Source organism: Streptomyces sp. NPDC031121 (assembly GCF_055570615.1).
This window is the reverse complement of sequence record NZ_JBVIGV010000015.1, coordinates 190,412-214,411: the sequence shown is the minus strand read 5'-3', so window position 1 is coordinate 214,411 and position 24,000 is coordinate 190,412. Positions and strand designations below refer to the sequence as shown.

Annotated in this window: 17 protein-coding genes and 1 pseudogene; 7 read left to right on the top strand and 11 right to left on the bottom strand. The window is 75.6% G+C overall.

Features of this window, described 5'->3' with window-relative positions; translation table 11 throughout:
• Positions 1–169 precede the first annotated feature (169 nt).
• From ACZ462_RS26850 to ACZ462_RS26840, 3 genes are all read right to left on the bottom strand, one after another.
• Positions 170–1,564 carry a DUF1996 domain-containing protein gene (locus tag ACZ462_RS26850; RefSeq protein WP_467882478.1) on the bottom strand — a complete coding sequence of 465 codons (1,395 nt, stop codon included), beginning with the start codon at positions 1,562–1,564 and terminating at the stop codon, positions 170–172.
• Between the two features lie 9 nt (positions 1,565–1,573).
• Positions 1,574–2,287 (bottom strand): DUF4142 domain-containing protein, encoded by a 714-nt coding sequence (locus ACZ462_RS26845; protein WP_467809781.1) that lies wholly within the window; start codon positions 2,285–2,287, stop codon positions 1,574–1,576.
• Between the two features lie 198 nt (positions 2,288–2,485).
• Positions 2,486–4,654: a SpoIIE family protein phosphatase gene (locus tag ACZ462_RS26840; RefSeq protein ID WP_467809782.1), complete on the bottom strand. Its 2,169-nt coding sequence runs from the start codon at positions 4,652–4,654 to the stop codon at positions 2,486–2,488.
• A 468-nt stretch (positions 4,655–5,122) separates the two neighbouring features.
• Here ACZ462_RS26840 and ACZ462_RS26835 point away from each other — a divergent pair, with 468 nt between their 5' ends.
• Positions 5,123–6,682, top strand: a complete 1,560-nt coding sequence (locus tag ACZ462_RS26835; protein ID WP_467809783.1) for an alpha/beta hydrolase — start codon at positions 5,123–5,125, stop codon at positions 6,680–6,682.
• Positions 6,683–6,779: 97 nt separating this feature from the next.
• Here the strand turns inward: ACZ462_RS26835 and ACZ462_RS26830 are convergent, their stop codons facing one another.
• Genes ACZ462_RS26830 through ACZ462_RS26820 form a run of 3 tightly spaced genes read right to left on the bottom strand, consistent with a single transcriptional unit; the run spans position 6,780 to position 10,634 of the window.
• Positions 6,780–8,147 carry an MFS transporter gene (locus tag ACZ462_RS26830; RefSeq protein ID WP_467882475.1) on the bottom strand — a complete coding sequence of 456 codons (1,368 nt, stop codon included), beginning with the start codon at positions 8,145–8,147 and terminating at the stop codon, positions 6,780–6,782.
• 3 nt (positions 8,148–8,150) lie between these two features.
• A complete protein-coding gene (locus tag ACZ462_RS26825; protein WP_189807352.1) occupies positions 8,151–8,564 on the bottom strand; it encodes a PaaI family thioesterase in 414 nt (137 codons plus the stop codon).
• Between the two features lie 45 nt (positions 8,565–8,609).
• Positions 8,610–10,634, bottom strand: a complete 2,025-nt coding sequence (locus ACZ462_RS26820; protein ID WP_467809785.1) for an NADPH-dependent 2,4-dienoyl-CoA reductase — start codon at positions 10,632–10,634, stop codon at positions 8,610–8,612.
• 247 nt (positions 10,635–10,881) lie between these two features.
• On the opposite strand from ACZ462_RS26820, the gene ACZ462_RS26815 reads away from it, so the two are divergent.
• Positions 10,882–12,465, top strand: coding sequence for an outer membrane protein assembly factor BamB family protein (locus tag ACZ462_RS26815; protein ID WP_467809786.1), 1,584 nt, complete (start codon positions 10,882–10,884; stop codon positions 12,463–12,465).
• 17 nt (positions 12,466–12,482) lie between these two features.
• Here ACZ462_RS26815 and ACZ462_RS26810 read toward each other — a convergent pair whose 3' ends face one another.
• From ACZ462_RS26810 to ACZ462_RS26800, 3 genes are all read right to left on the bottom strand, one after another.
• Positions 12,483–12,845 carry a hypothetical protein gene (locus ACZ462_RS26810; protein WP_467809787.1) on the bottom strand — a complete coding sequence of 121 codons (363 nt, stop codon included), beginning with the start codon at positions 12,843–12,845 and terminating at the stop codon, positions 12,483–12,485.
• A gap of 167 nt (positions 12,846–13,012) precedes the next feature.
• The gene (locus tag ACZ462_RS26805; protein WP_467809788.1) at positions 13,013–13,984 is read right to left on the bottom strand and encodes a serine/threonine dehydratase; all 972 of its coding nucleotides are present in this window, start codon (positions 13,982–13,984) and stop codon (positions 13,013–13,015) included.
• A gap of 48 nt (positions 13,985–14,032) precedes the next feature.
• Entirely contained in the window at positions 14,033–14,683 is a 651-nt protein-coding gene (locus ACZ462_RS26800; RefSeq protein ID WP_467809789.1) for a TetR/AcrR family transcriptional regulator, read from the bottom strand.
• A 167-nt stretch (positions 14,684–14,850) separates the two neighbouring features.
• Between ACZ462_RS26800 and ACZ462_RS26795 the strand changes: the two genes are divergently transcribed.
• From ACZ462_RS26795 to ACZ462_RS26775, 5 genes are all read left to right on the top strand, one after another.
• The gene (locus ACZ462_RS26795) at positions 14,851–16,533 is read left to right on the top strand and encodes a ricin-type beta-trefoil lectin domain protein (protein ID WP_467809790.1); all 1,683 of its coding nucleotides are present in this window, start codon (positions 14,851–14,853) and stop codon (positions 16,531–16,533) included.
• Positions 16,534–16,681: 148 nt separating this feature from the next.
• Positions 16,682–19,033: an alpha-N-acetylglucosaminidase gene (locus ACZ462_RS26790; RefSeq protein ID WP_467809791.1), complete on the top strand. Its 2,352-nt coding sequence runs from the start codon at positions 16,682–16,684 to the stop codon at positions 19,031–19,033.
• Between the two features lie 196 nt (positions 19,034–19,229).
• Positions 19,230–19,559, top strand: coding sequence for a hypothetical protein (locus tag ACZ462_RS26785; RefSeq protein WP_467808555.1), 330 nt, complete (start codon positions 19,230–19,232; stop codon positions 19,557–19,559).
• A gap of 80 nt (positions 19,560–19,639) precedes the next feature.
• Positions 19,640–21,247 carry a molybdopterin-dependent oxidoreductase gene (locus tag ACZ462_RS26780; protein ID WP_467808557.1) on the top strand — a complete coding sequence of 536 codons (1,608 nt, stop codon included), beginning with the start codon at positions 19,640–19,642 and terminating at the stop codon, positions 21,245–21,247.
• A gap of 9 nt (positions 21,248–21,256) precedes the next feature.
• The gene (locus tag ACZ462_RS26775) at positions 21,257–22,180 is read left to right on the top strand and encodes an SDR family oxidoreductase (RefSeq protein WP_467808558.1); all 924 of its coding nucleotides are present in this window, start codon (positions 21,257–21,259) and stop codon (positions 22,178–22,180) included.
• Here the strand turns inward: ACZ462_RS26775 and ACZ462_RS26770 are convergent.
• Both ACZ462_RS26770 and ACZ462_RS26765 read right to left on the bottom strand, forming a co-directional pair.
• Positions 22,171–23,190 (bottom strand): enoyl-CoA hydratase/isomerase family protein, encoded by a 1,020-nt coding sequence (locus ACZ462_RS26770; protein ID WP_467808598.1) that lies wholly within the window; start codon positions 23,188–23,190, stop codon positions 22,171–22,173. The two genes, ACZ462_RS26775 and ACZ462_RS26770, sit on opposite strands and share 10 nt — an antisense overlap.
• A 258-nt stretch (positions 23,191–23,448) precedes the next feature.
• Positions 23,449–23,796: pseudogene (locus ACZ462_RS26765) on the bottom strand (DUF6434 domain-containing protein); the annotation flags it as partial.
• Between the last annotated feature and the right edge of the window lie 204 nt (positions 23,797–24,000).

Below are 24,000 nucleotides of genomic sequence, written 5' to 3'. Positions count from 1 at the left end.
GGGTTGTGGCCCCCACTCGAGAGGCCACTCTTTTGTCTCCCCCTCCCCCCCCCTGTGTCCCTAGGAATGCCCCACCACCCCTCGGGTGTGTTTCCCCCCCCCCCCCCCCCTCCCCCCCCCCACCGCTCTCGGGGCGGCACAGGGGAGGGGGTGCGCCGCCCCGAGGGACTCAGCGGCAGGTGCGTCCTTCGTTGATGCAGCGCACCGCGTTCGCCATGAGCCGGTCCGACATCACGTTGATGAAGTCGCCGTGGTCGGTGACCGGCTTGTGCAGCTGCTCGGGGAAGCTGTCGACCGCGAACCGGGAGCCGGGCGGCACGCTGTAGACGATCCGCTGGACCAGCTGCGGGATGGCCTTGAAGCCCGGCTTGCACGAGCCGTCCTTGTTCGCGAAGGCCACGTGCGTGCGGTGGTTGGCGCTGTCGGTGTTCCGCCCGTCCCAGCAGCTCTGGAAGGTGAAGGTGCGGACCACGTCGCTGCCCTTGGGGCAGACCGGGTACTTGTCCTTCAGCTGCCGGTTCTCGAAGCCGGTGCAGCTCCACGAGGCGTTGGCGTTGCCCGGCCCGTTGGTGAAGGACTTGGCGTCGCCGGTGATGATGCGCAGGAAGCGGGGCATGGCGGCGACCTTGGAGACCGGGCTGCCCTTGAACTCGATCGTCACCTGCTTCGGCTTGAGGATGGTGCCGACGTTGCCGTCCTGGCCGCCGCCGGGCGCGTTGGCGTCGCGTTCGGCGCGGCCGTCGCGCAGCCGGAGCACGGGCCAGTAGTAGGTGGACTTGTCGCCGTTGGTGCAGGTGGTGCCGGAGGCGGCGAGGCTGTTGTTGGTGGAGAAGGCGTCCGTGGTGAGGTTGCCGACGTAGTCGTGCATGTGGTGGGCGCCGTTGCTGACGCCGGGGGCGACGATGACGTTGTCCGGGTTGAAGTGGCCGTTCTCGTTGCGGCCGCAGTTCACCGAGAAGGAGCCCTTGGAGGCGTTCCCGCGGTCCGCCGGCTTGCGGACGTTCGGCCGGATGTTGCCGATCGCGACGAAGTCGCTGCGGGCCGGGCCGCCCTTGGCCGCCGCCTGGCCGCCGCCCTGGGCCGCGGCGCCCTGCGCTGCGGCCCCCTGCGCGGCTGCCGGCTCGTCCTTCGGGTCGGGGGCGGCCGCCTGCTTCATCTCGCAGCCGGCGAGCCCGTTCAGGCCCTGGGGGCGGGCGCCGGCGCCCGCCATCGCGTCGCCGATGGCATCGATGGTCTTTCCGCGCTGCTCTTCGAGGCCGCCGAGCAGGGCGCCGCCGTTGGCGCGGCCCGTCGCGAGCTGCTTGTAGGCGTCGGCGACCTGCGTGTCGAGCTGGGCGAGGTTCTTGTCCACCTCGGGGCGGGCCCGGTCGGGCACGTCGGTGAGCTTGTCGCCGACGTCCGGGCAGTCGATGGTGGCGGTCACCGGGGCGGCGCGGTCGTCCTGTCCGGCGAACGCGCCCTGTGCGACGAACACGACCCCGCCGCCGCCCAGGACCAGGGCGGACACCATGGCGAGGACCTTGTGCGACGTCCGCAGACGGCGTTTGTGGCCCTTTTGACTCATGCGATCACTTCACTTCGGTCGGGAAACGGTGGAGGAGGCGGGCGCGGGGACCGCGGCCGGCGGCGCGTCCGCGAGGCCGTCGAAATCGACCATGCCGGTGGCCTCCAGGACCGTGATGTGGTCCAGGACCGTGGCGTTGGCGTCCGTGGCCAGTCCCCGGACCATCGAGTTGCGGGTCTGCGCCCGGATCTGGGCCACGAGCGAGAACACCTTGCCGTGGGCCCGGCGGAGCAGCTGGGCGAACAGCTGCTCGTACTGGGCGCCCTGGGCGCTGGTGAGCTGGTCGAGCCATTCCTGCTGCTGCTGGGTGGGCCGGTCGGGCAGTTCCATGCCGAGCGCCCCGCCCACTTCGAGGGCGCGCCGGTCCAGTTCGGAGTGGCCCTCGACGAGGTGCTCGCCGGCCGTGCGGATGGTGGAGCGCTTGCTGCGCTGGAGGGCCTGGCGGCCCGCGGGCAGCTCCCACAGGCCGGCGAGGCGCACCTTGCGGACGAAGTCCCGGTCCTGGGCGGTCAGCGGCCCGAAGGCCGTGCTCATGGTGCCGAGGCCGTCGTCGTCGGCCGCGGGGAGCGTGGTCGCTGCGGCCGATCCCCCGTTGAACTTCTCCACGGGGACCAGCAACGCGATCAGGGTGAAGGCGAGGGCGCCGATGACGGCGACCGTGGCCAACACGTGTCTCGATGCGACCGACATGCTGCCGACGGCCGACCGACGGAATGACAGCACTGTGCCTCCTTGCTGCATGGGCCGGAAGGGGCGGCAGGGGCAAGGGACACGGCAGTCGTGCCGCGTGCACCCGCGCTCCCCGGGTGCCACGGGACGCTAGTGCCAGTTGTGGTGGTCGTTCGGAAGGCCCATCACGAATGGACAAACATCCGGTCGATTCCCCGGAGGGGTGGTACCGTGCCGCGGCCGCACGTCCCGTCAGAGGGGGCGGGCGCGGGCGATGAGCAGCGCGACGTCGTCGCGGTCGTCCGGGCGGCGCAGCCGGCCCAGCAGCAGGTCGCAGGTCGCCTCCAGCGGGCGGCCCGGGGTGTCCAGCAGGTCGGTGAGGGCGCGGAGCCGGGTGTCGATGTCCTGGTCGCGGCGTTCCACGAGGCCGTCGGTGTAGAGGACGAGCTCGTCCCCGACGGCCAGGTCGAGGGCGGTGGCCTCGAAGGGCACGCCGCCGACGCCGAGGGGCACCCCGGTGGGGAGGTCCAGCAGCTCGGGCGGGCGGCCCCGGCCGACGCGTACGGGCGGCAGGTGGCCGGCGGTGGCGATGCGGCAGCGGTTGCGGCGGGGGTCGTACACGGCGATGACACAGGTGGCCATGGTGTGGCCGAGCCCGGTGGCGGTGTGGTCGAGGCGGGTCAGGACGGCCGCGGGGTCGAGGTCGAGTTCGGCCAGGGTGCGGGCGGCGGTGCGGAGCTGGCCCATGGCGGCGGCCGCGTTGATGCCGCTGCCCATGACGTCCCCGACGACGAGGGCGGTCTTGTCGTCGGCGAGCGGGATGACGTCGAACCAGTCGCCGCCGACCTCGCCGGCGCTCTGGGCGGGCTGGTAGCGGAAGGCGATCTCCAGGCCGGGTGTCGGGGTGGGCTGGTGGGGCAGCAGGTGCCGCTGGAGGAGGAGCGCGGCGCGGCGCTGCTTCTGGTACCAGCGGGCGTTGTCGATGCAGACGGCCGCGCGGGCGGCCAGCTCCTGGGCGAGCAGGACGTCGTCCTCGTCGAACGGCAGCGGGTTGTCGGCGCGCTGCAGGCCGAGCGCGCCGATGACCTCGCCGCGGGCGATGAGCGGCACGGCGAGGTAGGAGTGCAGCCCCGCCTCGGCGAGCAGCGCGGCGGCCTCGGCGTCCCGGGCGATGCCGCCGAGTTCGCCGGGGGTGACGCGGGCCTGGAGGACGGGCCGCCCCGTGCGGACGCAGCGGGTGACGACGCGGGTGTCGTCGTAGCGGGCCAGAGTGCCCACGGGGTCGGCCGCGCGGACCGCGGGGCCGGGGCGGGCCGCCTTGACGGCGAGGGCCCGGAACCGGACGGTCCCGGCGGGGGCGGTGCCGGGCGGCGGTTCGCCGGTGAGGACGTCGTCCAGGACGTCGACGGTGGCGACGTCGGCGAGCTGCGGCACGGCGATGTCGCCGAGCTCCCGGGCCGTGACCCCGAGGTCGAGGGTGGTGCCGATGCGGACGGAGGCGTCGGCGATGAGGGCCAGCCGCTGCCGGGCCAGGGCGATGGCCTGCGCCGTCTTGTGCTGCTCGGTCACGTCGACGATGGAGGCGGCGACGCCGATGGGCCGCCCGGCCGGGTCGTCGAGCCGGTAGAAGGAGGCGGAGAAGGCGTGGTCGCGGAGGGGGTCGGCCGGGGTGCGGCCGGTGGTGAACTGGTCCAGCCGGGGGACGCCCGTCACCAGTACCTCGCGCATGGCCGCCTCGATGGCCGCGGCGTCCACGCGGGGCAGGGCCTCGTGGACGCGGCGGCCCAGGTGCTGCTCGGCCGGGAGCCCGTTGATCCGTTCGAGTGCCGGGTTGACCAGGACGTACCGCAGGTCGGTGTCGAGGACGGCCAGGCCGATGGGCGACTGGGAGACCAGGCGCAGGGAGAGGGCGAGGTCGCGCTCCAGGCGGCGCAGGGTGGCCTGGTCGGAGGCGATGCCGAGGGCGTAGTGGCGGCCCTCGCGGTCCTCCAGGCGCATGTTGCGGAACTCGGTGAGCCGGGTGCCGCCCTCCTTGTGGTGGACGGGGAACACCCCGGCCCAGGGCCTGCCGCCGGACATCACCTCCCGGAAGAGGCCCAGGACGACGTCCAGGTGCTCGTCGTCGACGAGGAGGCGGGCCGCGTACTCGCCCAGCGCCTCCTCGGCGGGGTAGCCGAAGAGCTCCTCGGCCTGCGGGCTCCACAGGATGATCCGCCCCTCGGAGTCGAGGAGCACCGCGGCGACGCCGAGCACGTCCAGCAGCCCCCGGCCCGGGCCGGTGCCGGTCGGCCCGGCCCGGCCGACGGGCCCGCTCGGCCCGGTGGGGCCGGCCGAGCCGGTGGGACCGGTGGGGCCTGTGGGGCCGCTCGGGCCCGGCGGGGTGCCTGCGGAGTCGGCCGGGACGCCGTTCGCCGTGCTCATGCCGACCGCTCCTTCCCGTCCGCCGCCGAGAGAGCGGAGCGCCGGCCCGCCCGTTCCGTGCCCCGGCACCCGGGACGACTCCATCCTCCCTCCCCCGCCGCGGACGGGCAGCCCCAGCCGCGCCCGGATTCGGCCGTACGACGGACCGCGGGCCGGCGGCGGCGCCGCGGTCGGCGCCGGGGCGCGTCCCCCGTACGTCGTACGCCGCTCGGCCCGTGCCCGCCGCGGCGGGCGGCCGGGCCGGCCCCGCCCCCGCGGCCGGGGCCTGCGCCGTCGCGCCGCCGGGCGGCCGCCGGGCGGCGCCGCGCACGCCGGGCGCGCCCGACTGGGGCGGCGTGTCGGCCAGTTGTCCGAATCCCTCCTCGTCCGAGAGGCGCACAGGAGGCGGCCCTCCGGGATGATTCGCCGGGCCTGTCCGTGCAACAGGGTGGTGGGGCCACCGACTTCACGGAAAGGAAACGGCGTTACGTGAACATCAAACGCCTCGCGCCGGTGCTCGCCGCGGCCGGCCTGCTCGCCACCACCGTCCCCCTCCTGTCCGCCCCCCAGGCGTCGGCCGCCGGGGCCGCGGAGTTCGTCCCGCCGAAGCCGGCGTGGCAGCGGTGCAGCCCCGAGCAGCCGGCCTCCTACGAGTGCGCGACCGTCAAGGTGCCGCTCGACTACCGGCGCCCGCAGGGGCGCACGATCGACATCGCGATATCCCGGATGAAGAGCGCCGACCCGGCGAAGCGGCACGGCGTGCTGCTGATGAACCCGGGCGGCCCCGGCGGCCCCGGACTCGACCTGCCGCTGATGGCGGACGAGCTGATGCCGAAGGACGTGCGCGACCGGTACGACGTGATCGGCTTCGACCCGCGCGGCGTCGGCGCAAGCAGCCCGGTCACCTGCGGACTGACCGACGAGGAGCAGGCCTTCGACCGCCCGTACAAGGAGGAGACCTTCGCGGCGGACGTCGCGTGGGCACAGACGGTCGCCGAGAAGTGCCGTGAGAAGTCGGGGCAGGTGCTGCCGTTCATCACCACCCGCAACACGGCGCGCGACATGGACGCGATCCGCGCCGCGCTCGGCGAGAAGAAGATCAGCTATGTGGGCTACTCGTACGGCACCTACCTGGGTGCGGTGTACACGCAGATGTTCCCCTCCCGCACCGACCGCTTCGTCCTCGACAGCGGCGTGGACCCCAAGCGGGCGTGGCGCGGCATGATCCAGGTGTGGGCGACCGAGGCCGAGCCGGCGTTCGCGCGCTGGACGCGGTGGGCCGCCGAGCGGGACGGCGAGTACCGGCTGGGCGCGACGCCCGGTGCGGTCTCCAAGGCGTTCTGGGACCTGGTGGCCCGCGCGGACCGCGTGCCCATCGAGTTCGAGGGGCAGAAGCTGTCGGGCGACGACATCCGCACCGCGCGGGCGCTGTTCTTCTACCCGGCGCAGGCGACGCCCGTCGTCCGGGCGCTGGTCGACGCCGCGGAGGGCCGGCCCACCGCCCTCACCCCGGAGCAGCGCCGGCTGCTGCGGCCGACGTCGGAGCCGGCGTCGGACAACGGCACCGCCGCGTTCTGGTCGGTGGTGTGCGGTGACGTGGAGTGGCCGCGCTACCCGGAGCAGTACGCCCGTGAGGCGGCCCGGGACAAGGCGAAGTACCCGCTGTACGGCGACTTCGCGTCCAACATCAAGCCGTGCGCGTTCTGGCAGCGGCCGATCGAGCCGGCCACGAAGACGACGACCCGGGCGAACGTGCTGACCGTCCAGAACGAGTGGGACTCCCAGACCCCGCTGGACAGCGGCCAGGCCCTGCACCGGGCGCTGGCGGGCTCGCGCATGGTGCTCGCCGAGGGCGGCGAGGGGCACGGCGTCTACCTGTTCGACCCGGCGTCCTGCGTCAACGCGACGGTCAACGCCTACCTGGCCGGCGGCGGCCTGCCCGCGGCGGACGTGACCTGCCGGACCGCTCCGGCCGGCGGTGAGCGCCGCGCCGACCTGGTGCCGTCCGCGCCGCAGCGCTTCCCGGGCAGCTCCCCGCACCGGTTCTGAGCCTGCGCGCCGACGGGGGCGCAGGCGTACGCCGGGCCCGTGCGCCCGCGCGGGGTGCGGGCCCGGATCCCGGCCGGCCCGGCCGGGCCGGCCGGGATCACGTCTGCTTCGCCCCGCCGGCGCCGCCGGTGTCCGCGCCGGCCGCGCCGGCGGGCCCCGGTCCGGCCCCGGCCGCCGCCGGCGGGGCGGGCCGGCCGCCGGACCGGGCCGAGCGCAGCGGCGTCAGCAGCCCGGCGGCCGCGATCAGCAGGCAGAACACCGCGCCGGCGAGGCTGACCGGCGTGACGCCCCAGCGGCCCGCGCACAGGGTGAGGACGGCGGCGCCGATCGGGCCGGCGGCGTTGTGGACCGTCCAGAACGCCGAGGTGACCCGGCCGAGCAGCGGCTCGGGGGTGACCTCCTGGCGCAGGGTCATGGAGCTGACGCCGCCGAGGGTCATCCCGAACATGAACACCGCTGCGGCCGCGGCGATCACCGGCACGCCGGTGCTGGTCCCGGTCACGGCCACGGCGGCCCCGATCAGCGCGACCGACCCCAGCCAGCACGGTCCGAACCCGAAGGCGCGGCGCAGCCGGGCCGCGCAGGCGGACGCGGCGACGACGCCGAGGCCGCTCACGGCGACGACGAGGCCGACGACGGCCGCGTCCCGGCCGAGGTCCTCCTGCAGTCGGAAGACCAGCAGGTCGGTGGCGCCCATCGTGAGGAACGTCAGCAGGGTGAGCAGGACGGTCAGCGGCCGCAGCAGCCGGTGGGCCCACAGGAACGCGAAGCCGGTCGTGAACACCTCGCGGAGCCGTCCGCGCACCCCGTCCCGCCCGGACCCGCCCGCGTCGCCGGGGGCCGTGGAGTGCGGCGCCGTGCCGAAGGCCACCCAGCGCAGGCTGAGCGCCGAGACGAGGAAGGTCGCCCCGTCCACCGCGAGCGCCCAGGCGGCGCCCACCCCGGCCGTGACGAGGCCGGCCGCCACCGGCCCGAACAGCGTGCCGACCGCGAAGGTGCCCATCAGCCGGGCGTTCGCGGCAGCGAGGTCCTCCCTGCGCACCAGGGCCGGCACCGCGGTCACGTACGCCACGTCGAAGAGCGTCTTGAGGACGGTCACGACCGCCGTCAGCACGTACAGCACCCACAGGCGCGGCCCGGCGAGCCATACGAACGGCACCGCGCCGAGGAGCACGGCGCGCCCCAGGTCGCAGGCGACCATCAGGCGGCGCCGGTCGGTGCGGTCGACGACGTACCCGGCGAACAGCCCCGTCGCGATGCCCGTGGCGCCCATGACGACGGTGAGCAGGCCCATCCGGACGATGGACCCGGTCGCGTCGAGGACGAGCAGCGGCAGGGCGAGGTAGGTGATCGAGCCGCCGAGGACGGACAGGGCCTGGCCCAGCCAGAAGACGGTGAAGTTCCGGTTCCGCCGGAGCGGCGGTGCCGGATCCTGCGGTAACGGGGTTGGGGAGGCAGGCGCCACGCGTCAGCCGAGGAGCGCGTAGACCGTCGACGCGGTCGCGGCCGGGTCCTGCGCACCCTCCGGTGTCATCGTGATGTCCGCGAAGGCCATCCGCTTGCCCAGCTTGGTCACCCGGACCTCGATGAGCACGTCGGATCCGGCCACGGGCCTCTGGAAGCTCGTCGACTGCTGGACGGTCGTCATCGGCCCGTACCCGCCGCGGGCGGCGCTGATCGCGATGACGGTGGCGGTGTCGGCGGCGGCCATCAGGGCCTGCCCGGACAGCCCGCCGCCGTCCCGGGCCAGCTCGCCGGACCAGGGCAGCCGCAGCACGGCGTGCCGGTCGCCCGTCTCCTCGACGGTCAGGCCCAGGGCCAGCACCCACGGGGCGAAGTTGTCCTTGAGGACCTTGTCTGCGTCTGCCGGTGTCAGGGTCACCCGCAGATTGTGGCGGCCCGGCGGGGCCGCCACAATCCTTTTCGGTCAGAGCGAGGCGGCCAGCTCGGTGCCCTGGCGGATGGCCCGCTTGGCGTCGAGCTCGGCGGCGACGTCGGCGCCGCCGATCAGGTGGGCCGCGACGCCGGCCGCGCGCAGCTCCTCGTAGAGGTCGCGGCGCGGCTCCTGGCCGGTGCACAGCACGACGGTGTCGGCGGGGACGAGGCGCTGCTCGCCGTCGACGGTGATGTGCAGGCCCTCGTCGTCGATGCGGTCGTAGGAGGCGCCGGCGACGGAGACGACGCCGCGGTGCTTGAGCTCGGCGCGGTGGATCCAGCCGGTGGTGGTGCCGAGGCCGGCGCCGACCTTGGTGGTCTTGCGCTGGAGGAGGTGGACGCGGCGCGGGGAGGCCGGGCGGTCGGGGGCGGTCAGGCCGCCGGGGCCGGCGTAGGAGGTGTCGACGCCCCAGTGGCGGAAGTAGACGTCCGGGTCCTGGGAGGCGCCCTCGCCGCTGTCGGTGAGGTACTCGGCGACGTCGAAGCCGATGCCGCCGGCGCCGACGACGGCGACGTTCTCGCCGACGGGGGCGCCGTCGCGCAGGACGTCGAGGTAGCTGACGACCTTGGCGTGGTCGACGCCATCGATGGCGGGGGTGCGGGGGGTGACGCCGGTGGCGACGACGACCTCGTCGTAGCCGCGCAGGAGCTCCGGGTCGGCGGCGGTGTTCAGGCGGACCTCGACGCCGCGCTCGGCGAGCTGGTGGCCGAAGTAGCGGATGGTCTCCTCGAACTCCTCCTTGCCGGGGATGCGGCGGGCGATGTCGAGCTGGCCGCCGATGTGGCCGGAGGCCTCGAACAGGGTGACGGTGTGCCCGCGTTCGGCGGCGGTGACGGCGCAGGCGAGGCCGGCCGGGCCGGCGCCGACGACGGCGACGCGCTTGGCGAGCCGGGTGGGTGAGAGGACGAGCTCGGTCTCGTGGCAGGCGCGGGGGTTGACCAGGCAGCTGGTGATCTTGCCGCTGAAGGTGTGGTCGAGGCAGGCCTGGTTGCAGCCGATGCAGGTGTTGATGGCCTCGGGGCGGCCCGCGGCGGCCTTGGCGACGAAGTCGGCGTCGGCGAGGAAGGGGCGGGCCAGGGAGACGAGGTCGGCGCGGCCTTCGGCGAGGATCTCCTCGGCCTTCTCGGGGGTGTTGATGCGGTTGCTGGTGACGAGCGGGACGGAGACCGCGCCCATCAGCCGCTTGGTGACCCAGGTGTAGGCGCCGCGCGGGACGGAGGTCGCGATGGTGGGGATGCGGGCCTCGTGCCAGCCGATGCCGGTGTTGATGATGGTGGCGCCCGCGGCCTCGATCTCCTTGGCGAGGTGGACGACCTCGTCGAGGGTGGAGCCGCCGGGGACCAGGTCGAGCATGGAGAGGCGGTAGACCAGGATGAAGTCGGGGCCGACGGCCTCGCGGGTGCGCCGGACGATCTCCAGGGGGAAGCGGACGCGGTTCTCGTACGAGCCGCCCCAGCGGTCCTCGCGGCGGTTGGTGGCGGCGGCGATGAACTCGTTGACCAGGTAGCCCTCCGAGCCCATGATCTCGACGCCGTCGTAGCCGGCGAGCCTGGCGAGGCGGGCGGCGCGGACGAAGTCCTCGACGGTCTGCTCGACCTCGGCGTCGCTCAGCTCGTTCGGGACGAAGGGGCTGATGGGGGCCTGGAGGGCGCTGGGGGCGACGAGGTCCTTGTGGTACGCGTAGCGGCCGAAGTGGAGGATCTGCATGGCGATCTTCCCGCCCTCGGCGTGGACCGCCTCGGTGATCACCCGGTGCTCGGCGGCCTCCTCCTCGGTGGTGAGGCGGGAGCCGCCCTCGAAGGGCCGGCCCGCGTCGTTGGGGGCGATGCCGCCGGTGACGATGAGGCCGGCGCCGCCGCGGGCGCGCTCGGCGTAGAAGGCGGCGAGGCGCTCGAACCCGCCCGCGTGCTCCTCCAGACCGGTGTGCATCGAGCCCATGACCACGCGGTTCGGCAGGGTGGTGAAACCGAGGTCCAGGGGGCTCAGCAGGTGGGGGTACCGGCTCTGGGAACTCATGGGGGCGCCTCCTCGCGCGGGGGTGGATGGAACCTGTTGTAGCGAGGAGACCACCCTTTTGCAACTAGGTGCATAACCAGGTGGGGGCCACTCCCCCGGCGCGGCGGGCCGACCGTCCGCCCGCTGTGGCGGAACCCACACCCGGCGGTCCGGCCAGGCCCGGCGCAGCCGGGTGGTCCGCGCGACCGGGCGGGGGAAGTCCGGAAATGCGGTCCCCGGCAGGGGCCCCACCGGCCACACTCTTCCCATGACCGGTCGTGATCACGGCGAGCCGCCGAAGCCCGACGTCCCTCCGCAGCAGCCGTCGGCGCCCCCCGGTTTCGGCCCGGCGCCGCAGCCGTACGCCCCCGAGGCACCCGTACGGGCCCCTCGGCGCGGGCTGCGGGGCGAGCGGGCCGCGGTGGTGGCGGCACTGGCCGCCGCGGCGCTCGCCGTCGCCGGTTTCGGCTGGGCCGTGTTCGGCGGCCCGTCCGGCGACGCGGAGCCGTCCGCGGGCGGTGGGGCGTCCGCGTCTCCGCCCCCCTCCCCGTCGGCCCCCGTGGACAAGGGCGACGGCAAGGGGACCGGCACCGGCCCGGACACCGTCGACCCGAACGCCGGCATCAAGCCCGGCGAGGCTCCGATCTGGCTGCTGGAGAACCGCGTGGAGGTGGCCGGGGCGGGCGCCCGGCAGTACGGTCCGTGGCGCGTGGGCGAAGTGGTGGTCCGGGCCGTGGACAGGGAAGTCGCCGGGTACGGGGCGGCCGACGGCCGGGAGAAGTGGAAGGTGCAGCTGGAGACCCCCGTGTGCGGGGTGCCGCAGGCGCCGGCGGCCGGAGGGAAGCTCGTCGTCGCGGTGCGGGAGGGCCAGGGGCCCACGACCCACTGCAACGCGCTCCAGCAGATCGACCTCGCGGCGGGCAAGGCGGGCTGGAAGGCCCCCGTGCCGAAGGAGAACGACTACGACACGGCGCTGGAGCTGCAGATGGCGGTCTCGGGTGACACCGTGGCCGTCGCCCGGTCGGCCGTCATGAGAGGGTTTTCGGCCACGGACGGCAGGAAGCTCTTCGGGACCTCCAAGACGGGCGGCTGCCACCCGGTGGCCTTCGGCGGCGGCGCCCGGCTGGTCCTCGTCCGCCAGTGCCCCGACGCGGGCGGCGCCCCGGGGGCGGGCCGCCCCCTGCTGGAGGAGGTCGACCCGGCCACGGGTGCGGCGAAGTGGGGCCACGGCTTCGAGAGCGGCTGGACCGTCGGCCGGGTCCTGTCCGCCGACCCGCTGGTCGCGGCTGCCTACCACAGCGGCCGGAAGGTGTGGAGCCTCACCGCGTTCACCGCGGACGGCAAGGTCCGCTCGCACGGCGAGGCGCCGTTCGGGACCGACAAGCGGTGCAACGGCTGGGGCGACGGCAGCGGCAGCCTGGGCGACTGCCCCGCGGCGGTGGCCGACGCCGACACCCTGTACCTCGCCGGCGGCAGCCCGGGCCGCGAACTGGGCATCGACCTCACCGACCACGTCATCGCCGTGGACCTCGCCACCGGCAAGGAGAAGTGGCGGGCGAAGGCCCCCGGCGGCCGCCGGATCTGGCCGACGGCCCTGGAGGACGGCAAGGTCGTCGCCTACCTGTGGCCCGAAGGCAGGGCGGCGGGCGCGATGGCCGCGCTGAAGCCGGCCGACGGCGCGCTGGAGGTGTTCCTGCAGAGCCCGTCCGGCGCCGCGGGGGCGCAGGAGGTCTTCTTCTCGCACGGCGCGCACACGGCGTGGGCCGGCGGGCGGCTGTTCCTGCTCAACGGGAGGGTGAAGAGCCCGGAGCCCGGCCTCGTCCACCACGCGCTGCTGTCGTTCGGCAGGTAACCGGGGCCGGCCGGCCGCTACTTGAGCGGGTACTGGACCTTCTCGGCGAGCTTGCCGTCCTTGAAGCAGAGGCGGTAGACGGTCTCGCCGGCCGACTCGCCGTCGCCGTTGATGAACCAGGAGCAGGTGCTGCCCGCGGGCTCGGCCGGGCCGCCCGACTTGAGGGCCTCCTTCATGAAGGAATCGCCCGACGGCAGCTTGGCGCGGACGGCGTCCTCCGCGTCGCCGACCTGCAGGGCGGCGTACACCGCCGGGTCGATCATGGTCTTGTTCGCGGCGTCGACCACCTTGGTGAGCCCGAACGCCAGCGCCACCGCGCCGGCGATGCCGATGGCCAGCGCCACTCCGCAGCCGATGAGACATCCCTTGCGCTGTGCCATGCCCGTTCCTCCGTGCGTCTTCCCCGTGTCGCGTGTCGCGGGGTGTTTCCTTCTGACACGAGGACTTTCGCAGGACGGGACACGGCCGCGCTGTCCCCGAAAGTCGCAGGTCGGCGCAACGATCGTCGTGCTGCCGTGACGCGGGCAGCCTTACGGGGCGGGCGAGTTCAGCTCCCGGGCGCCGCCGGCAGCCCGGGGCGGCGCGCGGGCAGGCCCGCGGCCAGGTCCGACGGGTCGGTGTTCGCCCCGCACAGCACCACGGCGACGCGCTCGCCGAGCGGCTCGGGGGCGGTGCGGGCGGCGGCCAGGGCCGTCGCGGCACCCGCCTCGACCACGATCCGGTGCTCCTCCCACAGCGTCCGCCGGGCCGAGACGATCGCGGAGTCGGGCACGAGGACCGAGCGGACACCGCCGGCGAGGGCGGCAGTGAGGGCGTCCGCGGAGACGCGGGTGGCCCCCAGCGAGTCCGCGGCGACCGAGGCCACCGGGACGTCGACGGGCCGGCCCGCCTCCAGCGCGGCGGACAGGGCCCGGCAGCCCTCCGGTTCGGCGGCGACGACGCGCACGCCGTGCTCCCGGGCGGCGGTGGCGACGCCCGCGAGGAGTCCGCCGCCGCCGACGGCGACGACGACCGCGTCCAGGCCGGGCAGGGCGGCCCGTACCTCCTCCAGCAGGGTTCCGGCGCCGGCCGCGACGAGGGGGTGGTCGTACGCGTGGGAGGCGAGGGCGCCGCTGCGGGCCGTGAACTCCGCGCAGGCGGCCTGCGCCTCGGCGTACCGCTCGCCGACGAGGCGGACGTCCGCGCCGTAGCCGCGCAGCCGGTCCACCTTGATCCGGGGCGCGGTGGCCGGGAGGAAGACGGTGGCGGGCACGGAGTGGGCGCGGGCCGCCCAGGCGCAGGCGAGGCCGGCGTTGCCGCCGGAGGCGATGGCGACTCCGGCGTAGGGCAGCGTTCCGGCGGCGCGGTGCGCGGCCAGGAAGTTGTGGGCGCCGCGGGCCTTGAAGGAGCCGGTGTGCTGGAGGTGCTCCAGGGCGTACCAGACGCCTTCGGCGGCGGGCACCACGGCGGCGGGCCGGACGGCCCCGGCGATCCGGGCGGCGGCGGCGCGCACGGCCGCGGGGTCGAGCTGCTCTTCCACGGGGGCGGTTCCCTTTCGCTGGGGTGGGGGCGTGCGGGGCGGCGCCCGTCAGGGCCGCGGGGTGTCGGGCCGGGCGGCGTCGATCAGCCGGCGCAGGGCGGCGGCGTACACGGCGTGGTCGGTGAGGACGGGCAGGATCTCGGGCAGGGCGGCCGTCAGGACGGGGAAGTCATCGGGATCGAGGGCGGCGATCGCGGTCCGCGAGGCGGCGGTGACCGCGGCGGGGTTGCGGTGGTCGACGAAGGCGGCGCAGCCGAGGGTGAGCAGGTACATGCCCCGGTAGACGGCCATGGCCTCGGCGGGGGCCATCCCGGCGGCCGTGCTGTCCGCCAGGGAGGGCTCGACGAGCCGGGCCAGCAGCTCGCGGCCGGTCCACGGGCGGCTCCCGCGGAGCACCAGGAGCCCGGGGTGGGCGACCAGCAGCCGGTAGAGGGCGGTGAAGCGGAGTTCCGCAGCCTCGGCCCAGCCGGTTCCGGCGGGCACCTCGGGCAGGCGGCGCGCGAGGTGGTCGGTGCACAGGTCCAGCAGGCCCGCGAGGTCGGTGCAGCGGCGCTGGACGGTGGCGTGGGAGACGCCGAGCCGGTCGGCGAGGGAGCGGAAGCTGAGCGCGCCGGGGCCGTCCTCGTCGATGATCCGCAGTGCGGCCTCCGCGATCGCCGAGGGGGTGGCCCGGTCCAGGGCGGGTGATCTGCGCGGCATGTGATACAGCGTATCAGCCACTGTCACACACGCGGTCGCTGCCCGATCGCGTGACCGGCCTACACCCATATTGCTGGTCATCACGGCACAAACCATCGGCCTTTGTTGACAGCGGGTAGTCACACCGCTGCACTGGGCGCACCACCGCCCCCTCGCAAGGAGACTCCGTGCCGCCTCGCCTGCGTGCGTCGCTCCCCTGCCTCACCGCGGCCGCCCTGCTCGCCCTCGGCCTGGCCCCCGCCACCGCGGCGGCCGAGCCCACCGCGACCTCGGACACCCCGCTCGCCCTGACCCCGCCGATGGGCTGGAACAACTGGGCGCACTACATGTGCGACATCGACGAGGCGAAGGTCGTCGCCAACGCCGACGCGCTGGTCTCCAGCGGCCTGGCCGCCAAGGGGTACGACACGGTCACCGTCGACGACTGCTGGATGACCCGCAGCCGGGACGCGGACGGCAACCTCGTCGTCGACGCGGAGAAGTTCCCGCACGGCATGGCCTGGCTGGGCGAGTACCTGCACGCGAAGGGGCTGAAGTTCGGCATCTACCAGGACGCCGGCTCGCTCACCTGCGAGAAGTACCCCGGCAGCGGCTCCCCCGAGGGCGGCGGCCCCGACCACTACGCCCGGGACGCCCGGCTGTTCGCGTCCTGGAAGGCCGACTACGTCAAGATGGACGGCTGCAACCTGTGGGTGCCGCCCGGCAGGACGAAGGAACAGGCCTACCGCGACGCCTACAACGCCGTGGCCCGCGCACTGCGCGACACCGGCCGGCCCATGGTCCTGTCGGCGTCCGCACCGGCCTACTTCCAGCAGGGCGAATGGGGCTCCGCCGACTGGCACAAGGTCATCGACTGGGTCGGCGAGACCGGGCAGCTGTGGCGCGAGGGCAAGGACATCAAGGTCCACAACCCGGCCGCGCCGGCCACCTCCCGCTGGAGTTCCGTCCTCGGCAACTACGGGTACAACCGCTGGCTCGGCCGGTACGCCGGCCCCGGCAACTGGAACGACCCCGACTTCCTCATCGCGGGCGCCCCCGGCCTGACCGACGCCGAGAGCCGCAGCCAGGTCGCGCTGTGGGCGATGATGGCCGCCCCGTTCATCCTCTCCTCCGACGTCTCCTCGCTCACCCCCGGCGGGCTCGCCGCGCTCGGCAACACCGACCTGATCGCCCTGGACCAGGACCCCATGGGCCGCCAGGGCGCGGTGGTCTCCGCGAACGCCACCTTCGAGGTGCTCGCCCGGCCGCTGGCGAACGGGGACCGGGCGGTCGCCGTCCTCAACCGGTCCGCCGCCACCCGCGACATCTCCGTCCCGCTCGCCGACATCGGGCTGTACAACTGCACGGTGACCGCCAAGGACCTGTGGAGCGGCGGCCGCGCGGAGGTCTCCGCCGACCTGACGGGGAAGCTCGCCGGGCACGACACGGCGGTCTGGCGGCTCACTCCGCACAAGGGCTGCGGGGACGCCGTCCCGACCGGCCAGATCACCGGTGACGGCGTGAAGTGCGCGGACGGCGCCAACACCACCGGCGTCGGCGCGGTCGTCCTCGCCGCGTGCACGGCCGCCGCCGACCAGCGGTGGGTCGTCGCCCCCGACTCGACGCTCCGGCTGGCCGGCCAGTGCCTGGCCGCGGGCACCGACGGCCTCGTCGCACTCGCGCGCTGCGCTCCCCGGCAGCCGGGGCAGCGCTGGACGCACCGCCGCGACGGGACCCTCGTCTCGGCCGCGTACGGGCTCTGCCTGACCGCGCCCGCCCCGCCGGCCACGGCGGACGCCCCGGCCGAGCGCCTGCGGCTGGCCGACTGCGGCGACCACCGGGTCGACCAGGCCTGGTCCCTGCCGGTCTGACGGAACGCCGGGCGGCACCCGCGGTGCGGGCGCCGCCCGCACCCGCCGGACGGCGGCCGTCCCCGGCCCGCACCCCCACGCCCATGCCCCCCGCCCCCGCCCCTCCCCCGAGCCCACCCGTGTCCCGCCTCCCGCACGCGACGGAGCCATGACGAACCACCCAGAACCTCCGGCGGCGGGCCGCGGCCGGCCGCGCCCGCGCGGGCGGGCCCTCCGCCCCGCCTCCCGTACCCGCCCCCGCCTCCGCCCCCTCGCCGCGCTCCCCGCCGCGCTGCTCGCCCTGGCCCTGGCCGCCGCCCTGCCCGGCCCGGCCCCCGCCCGCGCCGCCGCCCCACCGGCGGACGGGGCGGGCGCCGCCGCCCCGCCGGCCGAGGCCGGGCAGGCACCCCGCACCTTCGACGCCGGCCCCGCGCGGGCCGCCCTGCGGCGCCTGCTGCCGCGGCACGCGAACCAGTTCACCCTCGTACCCGACCCGGCGGCGGGCCAGGACACCTTCACCGTCTCGGGGAGGACCGGCGCGATCACCGTCCGCGGCTCGACCGGCGCGACCCTGCTGACCGGCGTCGGCTGGTACCTCCAGCACGTCGCCGGCGTCGACATCGGCTGGCCCGGCGAGAGCACCGGCATGCTGCCCGCGCGGCTGCCCGCCGTGCCCGCGCCCGTCACCCGCAGCGCCCTGGTGCCCCACCGGTACGCCCTCAACGACACCGACGACGGCTACTCGGGCCCGTACCGCACCTTCGAGCAGCACCAGCGGCAGATCGACCTCCTGGCCCTGCACGGCGTGAACGAGGTGTTCGTGCAGGTCGGCGCCGAGTACCCGTACTACCGGACCTTCCAGCGCTTCGGGTACACCCCCGCGGAGCTGCGCGCGTGGATCCCGGGCCCCGCCCACCAGAGCTGGTGGCTGCTGCAGAACCTGAGCGGCTTCGGCGGGCCCGTCTCCGAGCGGGTGATGCGCGAGCGCGCGGCCATCGGCCGGAGGATCGCCGGGCAGCTGCGCGGCCTGGGCATGACCCCGGTACTGCCCGGCTACTACGGGACCGTCCCGCCCGGCTTCGCCGCCCGCAACCCGGGCGCGGCCACGGTGCCGCAGGGCGACTGGGCGGGCTTCGAGCGGCCCGACTGGCTGGACCCGTCCTCGCCGGTGTTCGGGAAGGTGGCCGCCGCCTACTACGCCGAGCAGCGCGCGGTGTTCGGCGACAGCACCATGTACCGGATGAGCCCGCTCCACGAGGGCGGAACGGCCGGCCCGGTGGACGTGCGGGCGGCCTCCGGCGCCGTCCAGGCCGCCCTGCACGCCGCGCACCCCGGGGCGCTGTGGGCGGTGCTGGGCTGGCAGGACAGCCCCCGCCAGGAACTGCTCGCGGGGACGGACACCTCGAAGCTGCTGATCCTGGACGGCCTGTCCGACCGGTACAACCGCCTGGACCGGGAGGCCCGCTGGGGCGGCGCCCCGTACGCGCTCGGCACGATCTACAACTTCGGCGGGCACACCACCGTCGGCGCCAACACCTCCGTGTGGCTGGACCGGTTCGGCGCCTGGCGGGCCAAGGAGGACAGCGCGCTGCGCGGCACCGCCTACCTGCCCGAGGCCACCGGAACCAACCCCGCCGCCTTCGACCTGTTCACCGACCTCGCCTGGGAGCCGGGCCCGATCGACCACCGGGCGTGGTTCGCCGCGTTCGCGGCCCGGCGCTACGGGCGGCCCGACGAGGAGGCCGCCGCGGCGTGGGAGGAGCTGCGCAAGGGGCCCTACAGCACCTCGTCCGGCCTGTGGTCGGAGTCCCAGGACAGCCTGTTCGCGGCCCGGCCGAGCCTGACCGCGGCCACGGCCGCCTACTGGAGCCCCAAGTCGATGCGCTACCCGGCCGATTCGGTGCGCCGGGCGCTGGACCACCTCCTGAAGGTGGATCCGCGGCTGCGCGGCTCCAGCGCCTACCGCTTCGACCTGGTGGACACCGCCCGGCAGGCGCTCGCCAACCACTCGCGGGTGCTGCTGCCGCGGATCCGGGCCGCGTACACGGCCCGCGACCTGGCCGCGTTCCGCGAGCTGACCGCCGCCTGGCAGGACGCCGAGCGCCGGCTGGACGCGCTGGCGGGCTCCGACCCGCACCTGCTGCTGGGCACCTGGCTCTCCGCCGCCCGCTCCTGGGGTGCGGACCGGGCGGAGCAGGACCGGTACGAGTACGACGCCCGCTCGATCCTGAGCGTGTGGGGCCGGCGCAGCACCAGCGAGGGCGGGTTCCTGCACGACTACGCGAACCGCGAGTGGGGCGGCCTGGTGCGGGAGTTGTACGCGCCGCGCTGGGCGGCGTACTTCGCCTCGCTGGAGGAGGCGCTGGCCGGCGGGACCGCGCCGCGCGAGATCGACTGGCACGCCTTCGAGGAGGAGTGGGCCCGGCGCACGACCCGGCACCCCTCAAAGGCGCACGGGCCGACCGGGGACCCGTACGCGCTCGCCTCCGGCGTGGCCCGGCTGCTGGCGGCGGCCCGGTAGCCGGGCCTACCCCGACACACTTCACCCGTTCGAGGGAATTGCGCGCCTCCTGGGAGGGAGAACCCGGCATCCGGCCGCCGCCCGGGGCGGGCACTCGCTTCACTGTCCCGGAAGCGAGCAGGGGCGGCCGCCGGGGATCCGGCGGCCGCCCCTTCCGACGCCGTGACGGCATGACACGAGCAGGAGTGCAGCGAGCATGTCCGACACCGGACACGAGCGGCCCGGCCGGTCCGGGCAGGAGGGCCCCGCGCCGGACGCACCGGCCGCCGAGGGCCGGGGGGCCGCCGCCGCGCCGCCGGCGCCCGCACCGCCCGCCGCCGGTGAGCGGGTGCCGGGCGTGCCGCATCCCGGCGAGCCGGTCGAGCTCCTCACGGACGGGGTGGTGGAACTCCGCAAGCGCGGCGGGCTCGCCCCCCGCCTGGCCGGCACGGCCGAAGACCCCGGCGCCGCCGCGGAGGACCGGCTGGAGACGGTGGCCCGGCAGGCCGCCGAGCGCGTCGCGGCGGAGGGCAACCCGCGCGTCTGACACGGCGGTGGCGGCGCGCGGCGGCCGGGCGCGGCGGGACACTGGAGGGGTCGGGCGACCGGTCGGCGGACGGACTGCACATGGCAGGCGGGAAGACGGGATCCGGGCGGCGGCGCCTCCTCCTCGGCGGCGCCGCCTGCGGGCTCCTCGCGGCGTGCGCGGGCCTGGCCGCGGCCGAGCTGGGCGCTGCCGCGGTCCGCCCCGAGGCGGCCCCCGTCGCCGCGGTGGGAGGCACGCTCGTCGACCTCGCCCCGGCCGCCGTGAAGGAGTGGGCGGTCCGCACGTTCGGAACCGCCGACAAGCCGCTGCTGGCCGCCGGGATCCTGCTCGTCCTCGCCGCGGTCGCCGCCTCGGCCGGCGTGCTCGCCGCGCGCCGCCTCCGGGCGGGGGCGGCCGTCGCCGCCGCCGTCGGGCTCCTCGGGGCGGCGGCCGCCCTCGGCCGGCCGGGGGCCTCCTGGCGCGACGCGGTGCCGTCGGCGGCCGGGGGCCTCACCGCCGCCGTGGTGCTCTACGCGCTCGCCCGCGCCCTGCGCCGGCCCCGGCCCGCGGGCGCCCCGCCCGGCGGGGCGCGGGCGATGGACCGGCGCGGCTTCGGGCGGCTCGCCGCGGGCGTCCTCGCCGCCTCGGCGGTCGCCGGGTACGCCGGCCGGCGGCTCGGCGCGCACGGCTCCGCCACCGCGACGGCCTCCCGGGCGGCGCTGGCCCTGCCGCCGCCCGCGGTGCCCGCGCCGCCGGTGCCGCCCGGCGCAGACCCGCGGGTGCCGGGGGCGTCCCGGTTCTTCACCCCGAACCGGGAGTTCTACCGGGTGGACACCGCCCTGGTGGTGCCGCGCGTGGACGCGGACGCCTGGCGGCTGCGGATCCACGGCGAGGGCGTCACCCGCCCGCTGGACCTCGGCCTGCGCGACCTGCTGCGACGGCCGCTCGTGGAGCACGACATCACGCTGACGTGCGTGTCGAACGAGGTCGGCGGGCCGTACGCGGGCAACGCCCGCTGGCTCGGCGTCCGCCTGGCCGACCTGCTGCGCGAGGCCGGCGTACGGCCGCCCTCCCGCGGCGGGCCCGCCGACCAGCTGGTGGCGCGGTCGGTGGACGGGATGACGCTGGGCACGCCCGTCGAGACCGTCATGGACGGCCGGGAGGCGCTCCTCGCCGTCGGGATGAACGGCGAGCCGCTGCCCTTCGCGCACGGCTTCCCCGTCCGGATGGTGGTCCCGGGGCTGTACGGGTACGTGTCGGCCTGCAAGTGGCTGCGCGAGCTGCGGCTGACGACCTTCGCCGCGTACGACGCGTACTGGGTTCGCCGGTCCTGGGCGGCGCGGGCGCCCGTCAAGACGCAGTCCCGGATCGACACGCCGCGCCCCTCCGCCCGGCCCGCGGCGGGCCGGATCGCGGTGGCCGGGGTCGCGTGGGCGCAGCACCGCGGCATCTCCCGGGTGGAGGTGCGGGTCGACGGCGGCCCCTGGCGGCAGGCCCGGCTCGCCGCCGCGGACGGGGTCGACACGTGGCGGCTGTGGTCGTGGCCGTGGGAGGCCTCCCCCGGCCGGCACACGCTCCAGGTGCGGGCGGTGGACGGCACCGGGGCCGTGCAGACGGAGGCCCGCGCCCCGGTCCTGCCGGACGGGGCGACCGGCCTGCACACGGTGACCCTGGACGTCCGGCCCCCCGGGTGGGGCGGGTCGGCATAGGGTCGGGGCATGGCGCAGACACGGCAGAACCTCGACGGGAAGGTCGCCCTGGTCGCCGGGGCGACGCGGGGCGCGGGCCGCGGCATCGCGGTCGAACTGGGCGCGCAGGGCGCGACGGTGTACGTGACCGGGCGCAGCACGCGCGGCCGGCGTTCGGAGTACGACCGGCCGGAGACGGTGGAGGAGACGGCGGAGCTGGTCACCGCGGCGGGCGGGAAGGGGATCGCGGTGGTCGCGGACCACCTGGTGCCCGAGCAGGTGGAGTCCCTGGTCCGGCGGATCGACGCCGAGCAGGGGCGTCTGGACGTGCTGGTGAACGACATCTGGGGCGGCGAGCTGCTGTTCGAGTGGGACGGCACCGTGTGGGACCACGACCTGGACAACGGGCTGCGGCTGCTGCGGCTCGCCGTCGACACCCACGCCATCACCAGCCACTACGCGATTCCGCTGCTGCTGCGGCGGCCGGGCGGGCTGGTGGTGGAGATGACGGACGGCACCGCCGAGTACAACGCGAGCCGGTACCGGGTGTCGTTCTTCTACGACGTCGCGAAGTCGGCGGTGCTGCGGATGGCGTTCGCCCTCGGCCACGAGCTGGGCCCGCGCGGGGCGACGGCGGTCGCGCTGACGCCGGGCTGGCTGCGCTCGGAGATGATGCTGGACGCGTACGGGGTGACCGAGGCCACCTGGCGGGACGCCCTGGAGCAGGTCCCGCACTTCGCGATCTCGGAGAGTCCCGCGTACGTGGGCCGGGCGGTCGCCGCGCTCGCCGCCGACCCGGAGGCCGCCCGCTGGAACGGGCAGTCGCTCTCCAGCGGGCAGCTCGCCCGCGTGTACGGCTTCACGGACCTGGACGGGAGCCGGCCGGACGCCTGGAGGTACCTGGTCGAGGTCCAGGACCCGGGGCTGCCGGCGGACACCGCCGGCTACCGCTGATCCGCCGGGGGCTGCGCGGGCGGGGCGAAGAACCGGGCCACGTCGGCGTCGGAGACGTCGGCGAGCACCGCCGGGTTCCAGCGCGGGGCGCGGTCCTTGTCGACGACCTGGGCGCGGATGCCCTCGACGAGGTCCGGTGAGCGCAGGGCGTTGCAGGAGACCCGGTACTCCTGGGCGAGGGCGTCCTCCAGCGAGGGCAGGGCGGCGGTGCGGCGCATCGCGGCGAGGGTGACCTTCAGCGCGGTCGGGGACTTGGCCAGGATCGTTTCGGCGGCCTCCTTCGCGGCCGGGTCGTCCTCGGCGAGGAGCCGCGCGACGGTCTCCTCGACGGTGTCGGCGGCGTGGCACCGGTCGATCCAGTGCCTCCGGCCGGCGAGGACGCCCGGGGCGGGTTCGGTCGCGAACCGCAGGACCGCCTCGCGGGCGGGGGCGTCCGCGAGGGCGGCGGCCAGCTCGGGGAGCCGCTGTGCGGGCACGTGGTGGTCGGCGAGGCCGCACAGGAGGGCGTCGGCGGCCCCCACGGCGGCGCCGGTGAGCGCGAGGTGGGTGCCGAGGCGGCCGGGGGCGCGGGAGAGCAGCCAGGTGCCGCCGACGTCGGGGACGAAGCCGATGCCTGTCTCCGGCATGGCGACGCGGGAGCGCTCGGTGACGATGCGGACGCTGCCGTGGGCGGACACGCCGACGCCGCCGCCCATGGTGATGCCGTCCATGAGGGCGACGTAGGGCTTGGGGTAGCGGGCGATGAGCGCGTTGAGGCGGTACTCGTCGCGCCAGAAGGCGGCCGAGGCCGAGGTGCCGGCCTTGGCGTCGTCGTGGATGGCCCGGATGTCGCCGCCCGCGCACAGGCCGCGCTCGCCGGCGCCGCGGACGAGGACCTGTTCGACCTCCGGGTCGCGCGCCCAGGCGAGGAGGACCTCCTCCATGCGCAGCACCATGGGGTGCGTGAGGGCGTTCAGGGCCCGGGGGCGGTTCAGGGTGATCACCCCGGTGCGCCCCTGCCGGTGGGACAGGAGGTGGTCGGCGGCGTCTTCGCTGTTCACGGCAGCCAGTATGGACGGTCCGCCGCGGGGGCGGGAGCGGTGGGCCCGCCAGGCGGCCAGGGCGTCGGCGCGGGGGCGGCCGGGGTGGCGGGCGTGCCAGTCGCGCAGGAAGCGGTTGAACTCGAACTGGCCGGCTATCGGCCGTGGTTCGGCGGCGGCGGCGCGGGTGGCGTGCCAGTGTGCGACGGCCTCGGCGAGGGTGCGGCCGGCGCCGTGCGCGACGAAGTCCCGCATGGCGGCGCCGAAATGGAAGGACGGGCCGATCTCGCGGGTGAAGAACTCCCGGAGGACCTGGCTGCACCGCTGTCCCTGCGGGATGGCCGTGCGGCCGTCGACGGGTGCCGTGAGCTGCCGGGCCGCCTTCCGGGGGGCGGGCCGGGCCGGGCCGGGGGCCGGCAGCCCGTCGAGCGCGGCGGCCAGCCGCGCGGTCAGGGCGGCTTTGCCGCCGCCGGCGGACACCCCCATGGCCCGTGCGAGGACGCCGAGTTCGGCGAGCGTCCAATACCAGCGCCGCAACTCGGCACCGGTGAGTTCCGCCGTCAGGGCGGGACGGGACTCCCCGTTATTCGTATGCATGTTCCCATTCTAGGCTGCGGGCCCCGGGACCGGCCCGGATGCACTTCCCGCCCGCCCGTAGAACCCTTCCCGATCGGGCCTGTGGCCCTGACGTGCCATCAAATGGCTGGAATTGCAGCCCTTTCTGCTGTGGCTATGCTCATCCCTCGAGTGACTCACGACTTATATCGATCACTTACGGGCAGAGTGGGGCGGCCGATGAAC